The following is a 5,166-nucleotide window of genomic DNA, read 5'->3' as shown; positions in this document are numbered from 1 at the left end:
GTATCGAGATCCACCGATGGGGTAGTCATGACCTGCCGAAGTTCATGCGATTCAGGTGCCGAGGTTCATGCGATTCACCTGCCGAAGTTGGCGCGATTCAGGTGCCGAAGTTCGTGCGATTTTGCAATTGTCGTGGCAATGTCGGTGCAGTGCCTGAAGGTTGTTTATTCCATTCGTTCCTCCCAAACTGGAAGGTAGAATGTGGTCGAATTCAATCAGGTCTCCCGCCTTGAAAAACAGCCTACAATGGGCGCACCGTCCTCGTTGCCGAACTAGAATGCGAAATTCTCGGTTGGCATATTTTGGGGCTTTAGTGATGCGCCTAGACCAGTAAACCCAGTCACCGTCATAAGGGCTTCGAGTCCCCTGAACCTTGACATGTCTCATCACCCGAATCATTGAGGGTCTGAGCAGAACATGGTCATGGGTATCTGCGAACCGAATGGAGCCTTCTACCCTACGCCAATATTTGTCATAAATCCAGGTCTTCCCTTTGTTTCGGTGCCGTCTGTTTGCCCAGCCCCAAAGCATATCAAAGATATCTTGGTTGAGCCGATGAAAGCATTTGGCACTGTTTTCGGTTCGGAAGTAGTAGCACCATCCTCGGATGAAGGAATTAAGCAAGTGGATTAAACTTGATTGTCTCCCTGAACGGTGATTAACCACCGCTTCCTTAAGACGTTGCTTGAACCGTTTAACCGATGTCTGACTGGGTTGGATTAGCGTTTTGTAGCCCAGTGGTTCCCCGTGAGGAGTTTTACCACTGCGTCTATTGGAAACCCGATACTGTCGAATGTTGAACCCCAAGAAGTCAAATCCTGGGGGACCTTCTTCAGTCTCTAAGGTATGCGTAATCCTGGTTTTACTGGGTTTTAGTCGAAGTCCGTATTGATTCAGCCATTGATCTGTTAGCTTGTGAGCTTTCTCAATTTCCTCCTGCTTAACATGGAGGATGACCAGGTCATCGGCATAGCGAACAATGATAGGCGCATAAGGATTTTGTCGTTTGCCGTCTACATAACCCGTGGCTGGAAACGCCCGACGAATGGCAGTTTCTAGGCCATGTAGTGTGATATTGGCTAGCAACGGCGAAATGACTCCGCCTTGTGGGGTACCGGATTCTGTTGGAAATAGTGTATTCCCATCTAGCACACCACTCTTGAGCCAGCCTTTAATCACCCTGCGGACAGTCGGCGAACAATCTAGCTTCTTCAGAAGTGCCGCATGGTCAATCCTATCAAAGCATTTCTCGATGTCGGCATCGAGGACAAATTTACTTCGTTTATCGATAGCCTTACGAATCGCTGAGATAGCATCATGGGCCGAACGCCCTGGACGAAATCCGTATGAGTTTGGTTCGAATTTCGCTTCCCATGCGGGTTCTAGCGCGAATTTAACTAGTGCCTGCTTTGCCCGATCCTCCATCACTGGAATTCCTAAAGCTCGTCGCTCTTGGGTTCCTGGCTTTGGAATATAAATCCGGCGTACAGGTCTAGCCTTTCCTTTCAACGACAATCGGTTCACTAGAGCTAACCGGGCTTTTGGCGGAAGGGACTTCACACCATCAATCCCGGCGGTTCGTTTTCCCTGGTTATCTTGGGTCACTCGCCTCACGGCTAACAGTTTGGCTGAGTGGGACTTGATTAGTAACCGTTGAAGTCGTCGGACTGTTTCGACATCTCCTCGACTAGAAGCTTGATAGATTCGTTTTTGCAACTTGAATACTCGCTTTTCCACCTGTTTCCAGGGAACGGTATTCCATTCATACACTGGCTGAACCGTGCTCATGATGTGTTAATTGCTACTGGCAACTCTATCTTTCCTAACATCGGGGTTACGTCTGCTTATCTCTGGGCTTTCCCCAGAGCCTTTGCTTCTTAACCCATCCTGCTCTGATAAGGCTTGCAGTTGGTTACCTACTCAAGCCTATCGACCTTAGATTGAGAGCCTCATCAGAGTTATCCCGTTCCTGGAGCTTGTTTGACGTTTCCTTAGGACCATGTTCGATACCGGGTTCGAGGTAGTGAGTCTGAATGCGACGCCTTCATCCAGCCCTATATGAACCATGCTTTTTTAGCCCAGCCCTTTAGCCTACGTAGGCTGTTATGCATCACGACATCTCATCACATGTTCGCTTTCGCTGTCCATAGAAACCAGCTTGGAGGGATTCCCAGTTAGGCTCTGAGTGACCTCCGTTACATCCCGCTTCACCAATTCGATAACCAATCGCCTCAGTGGGGATGTTGCTATCTGTACTCACCCTACAGGTTGGGGATTGCACCCAACGTCAAGCTCCAAGTTGTCAAGGTTCTAAACCTCGCCGTCCATCCCCCGTTTTCACGGTTTCGGACGAACGGGTCACACAGCGTCGATGCAGGCGAAACGGACTGTGACGTTCTCGCCCTGGTAGTCCATGCGTAGCATGTCGCCATCACCCACCGAGATAATGGTGGCGGTGGGGAGGGTCGAGTTAGCAACGGTTGGGGCGGGGTCTGTTACCTGGACTTTGTCTGGGGTTATCGCTGCCCTTGAGAGCAGCTGGCGATCGCCATTGCTAAACCCATTGCCGTACCTGCGCGATACCTGCCGTTCATAAAAATAGACCAGATTCCATTTGTCACAAGAATGCCCAAGGGCGGTTGTCATCCAGCCCAATCGAGACTGAGGAGTAAACCTTTGTAGCCCGATGAAGTTTGTTCTGGGGGTAACGCGAGATAGTAGGGCTAAGGCTGTGTACTGGAGAGCGTTAACTATGCTTTGGAACCAAATTAGCAAAACGCTTCAGCAGTTCGTCTTGATCATTGGCCTGGGACTGCTGCTGAGCCAGGGATGGGGGATAGGCCAGCCAGCGATGGCCGCCTCAGCCTCGGCTTCAGATACTCCCCCTGGCCTAGAGGCAACAGTTGACGACTTTCTACAGGACATCCCCCGTGGCTTCTATGCCGTGCGGGACGTGGCTAAGATTCAGGCAAAGGTAGCCGAGGGTAAGACTCTGTTTATCGACGTGAGAGAGCCTTCTGAATATGCAGGTGGCCACATCCCAGAGGCAATCAACATTCCCTTACGCGAGTTGGCCCAGAGCCTCGACCAGGTGCCACACGACCAGCCGGTGATGCTCTACTGTTCAACGGGCTACCGCACGGGTATTGGGGTTATGGCGCTGCGGCTGCTGGGTTATGACAATGTAGAAGGCTTTCCTCCCAGTTATGAGGGCTGGAAACAGGCCCAGTAGCACTAGAAACAGCCTATGCCTATCTCCTTTGACCGAGCCGCCGACTTCTATGACAACACCCGCACCCTGGCCCCAGAGGTGTCTGAACGGCTTACAGCAGAGATTCTGAGGCTGGGGCGGGCCACCCCTAACACCACCTTCTTTGAACCTGGTATCGGCACAGGACGAATTGCTTTGCCCATTGTTGAGCGAGGCTTTGCTTATACCGGAGTTGATGTGTCTGAAGCCATGATGGACAAGCTCAGGCAGAAGCTTGAGGGGAAGGCCCATCGGCTGAGGTTGATCAATGCTGACGCGACGGCACTACCGCTGGAGGACAATAGTTTTGATGTAGCGATCGCCCCCCATATCCTGCACCTGATCGCTGACTGGCAGACGGCAATGGATGAGCTGCGCCGGGTGTTGAAGCCCTCGGGGGTGTTCATCTACTTCCACCATCCCACCAATAAGACTGCGAGCCGTGATGCCATTGGACGGCAGTGGAGAGAGATTCTGCTGGGCTATGGCTACGACTCTGGCTTTACTGGCGGTGTCACGGAGGATGTACTGGATCGGTTGCAGGAGCAAGGGGCCACGCTGGAGACTGTGGTGGTTGCTGACCTGTCCCGCGAGAGTACAGTGGACAGTCTTATGAGAGCCTATCGCGATCGCATCTACAGCAATATGTGGCGGGTGCCTGACGACATTTACCCCAGGGCACTGGCTGATCTGGAAGCCTGGGCAGCGCAGGAGTTTCCAGACCCCAATCAGCCCATAGCATCTCAAGACAACATCAGCCTGACGGCAGCCTATCACTGGGCAGGCTAGGTTAGTTTCACCACCATCTTGCCAGTATTTTTACCTTCAAACAGCCCAATGAATGCGCCTACGGCCTGCTCAATGCCGTTTACTACGGTTTCCTCGTGCTTCAACTGCCCGGCGCGAAAATAGTCGCCCACTTCCTGCTCAAACTCATTCCGCCGATCAAGCCAATCTCCGACAATTAGGCCTTTCATCGTCAGTCGTTTGGTAGTCACGTTAAAAAGGTTGGTGGGGCCGGGCTGTGGAGATGTAGCGTTATAGGCAGAAATGCTGCCACAAGCGATAATCCGACCATGCACTCGTAGCGTTGCCAGGGCCGCTTCAAGCATTTCGCCGCCAACATTATCGAAATAGACATCAATGCCTTCTGGGGCAGCCTGCTGCAATTGCTCAAGTACGGGCTGGGTCTTGTAGTTAAAGGCCTCGTCAAAGCCGCATTCTTCCTTCAAAAACCTAATTTTTTCCGTTGACCCAGCCGTTCCAATGACCCGGCAACCCCGCAGCTTTGCCAACTGCCCAGCCACACTGCCAACCGCGCCAGCGGCCCCCGAAATAAATATGGCGTCGCCTGCCTTAACCTCAACCATCGTTAGCCCAGCCCAGGCGGTCATGCCGGTCATACCCAAAGTACCGAGGTAAACCGAAAGGGGCTGAATGTTGTCCTTGACCAAATGCAGCGCCTCAGGAGAAGCAATGAAATATTCTCGCCAGCCCAAGCTAGAGGTAACAATATCTCCTGGGTTGAAGGCCGGGGTACGGGACTCGATCACCTCTCCTACGGCACCACCCTCCAGGGGTTTGCCTAACTCAAACGGGGGAACGTAGGATTTGCCCTCGTTCATGCGGCCCCGCATGTAAGGATCGACCGACATATAGAGATTACGAACTAGAACCTGCCCGTCTTGCAGCGGCTCTACCTCGGTCTGGGCTAGGTCAAAATTAGCTTCGGTGGGCATTCCCTGAGGGCGGGAAACCAAGCGAATTTCACGACTGGTGATAGGGGACATATAGCGGTTCTCATTCGGATGAGGTACAGTAACAGTCATTTGTGAACCAGCTGCGAATATCCTTTAAAGTGACTTGAGAATAAGCAGATTCAATCGCTTCTTGTAGGACTTGATGAGTCCGTGCGC

General features: G+C 52.2%; 5 protein-coding genes. 2 read left to right on the top strand and 3 right to left on the bottom strand.

Features of this window, described 5'->3' with window-relative positions; translation table 11 throughout:
- Positions 1-51: 51 nt before the first annotated feature.
- Positions 52-1,788, bottom strand: a complete 1,737-nt coding sequence (gene ltrA / locus ACQ4N7_RS29920; protein ID WP_430715068.1) for a group II intron reverse transcriptase/maturase — start codon at positions 1,786-1,788, stop codon at positions 52-54.
- Positions 1,789-2,358: 570 nt separating this feature from the next.
- The gene (locus tag ACQ4N7_RS29915; protein ID WP_430715067.1) at positions 2,359-2,646 is read right to left on the bottom strand and encodes a hypothetical protein; all 288 of its coding nucleotides are present in this window, start codon (positions 2,644-2,646) and stop codon (positions 2,359-2,361) included.
- Between the two features lie 106 nt (positions 2,647-2,752).
- Here ACQ4N7_RS29915 and ACQ4N7_RS29910 point away from each other — a divergent pair, with 106 nt between their 5' ends.
- The gene (locus ACQ4N7_RS29910; protein WP_430715066.1) at positions 2,753-3,232 is read left to right on the top strand and encodes a rhodanese-like domain-containing protein; all 480 of its coding nucleotides are present in this window, start codon (positions 2,753-2,755) and stop codon (positions 3,230-3,232) included.
- Positions 3,233-3,247: 15 nt separating this feature from the next.
- Complete coding sequence (locus tag ACQ4N7_RS29905; protein ID WP_430715065.1) at positions 3,248-4,039, top strand: class I SAM-dependent methyltransferase; 792 nt, start codon at positions 3,248-3,250, stop codon at positions 4,037-4,039.
- Here ACQ4N7_RS29905 and ACQ4N7_RS29900 read toward each other — a convergent pair.
- On the bottom strand, positions 4,036-5,040 hold the full coding sequence (locus ACQ4N7_RS29900; RefSeq protein WP_430715064.1) for an NADP-dependent oxidoreductase: 1,005 nt from the start codon (positions 5,038-5,040) through the stop codon (positions 4,036-4,038). The two genes, ACQ4N7_RS29905 and ACQ4N7_RS29900, sit on opposite strands and share 4 nt — an antisense overlap.
- Positions 5,041-5,166: the final 126 nt, after the last annotated feature.

Origin of the sequence: Nodosilinea sp. AN01ver1 (genome assembly GCF_050565655.1) — a bacterium.
In the GTDB taxonomy this organism is placed as follows: Bacteria; Cyanobacteriota; Cyanobacteriia; order Phormidesmidales; family Phormidesmidaceae; genus Nodosilinea.
This window is presented reverse-complemented; position numbering and strand designations above follow the sequence as displayed.

Bases quoted from the DNA above. Each gene is read 5' to 3' on its own strand.
- ACQ4N7_RS29900 (WP_430715064.1), bottom strand. From the start codon at position 5,040: ATGTCCCCTATCACCAGTCGTGAAATTCGCTTGGTTTCCCGCCCTCAG.
- ACQ4N7_RS29910 (WP_430715066.1), top strand. From the start codon at position 2,753: ATGCTTTGGAACCAAATTAGCAAAACGCTTCAGCAGTTCGTCTTGATC.
- ACQ4N7_RS29905 (WP_430715065.1), top strand. From the start codon at position 3,248: ATGCCTATCTCCTTTGACCGAGCCGCCGACTTCTATGACAACACCCGC.
- ltrA (WP_430715068.1), bottom strand. From the start codon at position 1,788: ATGAGCACGGTTCAGCCAGTGTATGAATGGAATACCGTTCCCTGGAAA.
- ACQ4N7_RS29915 (WP_430715067.1), bottom strand. From the start codon at position 2,646: ATGACAACCGCCCTTGGGCATTCTTGTGACAAATGGAATCTGGTCTAT.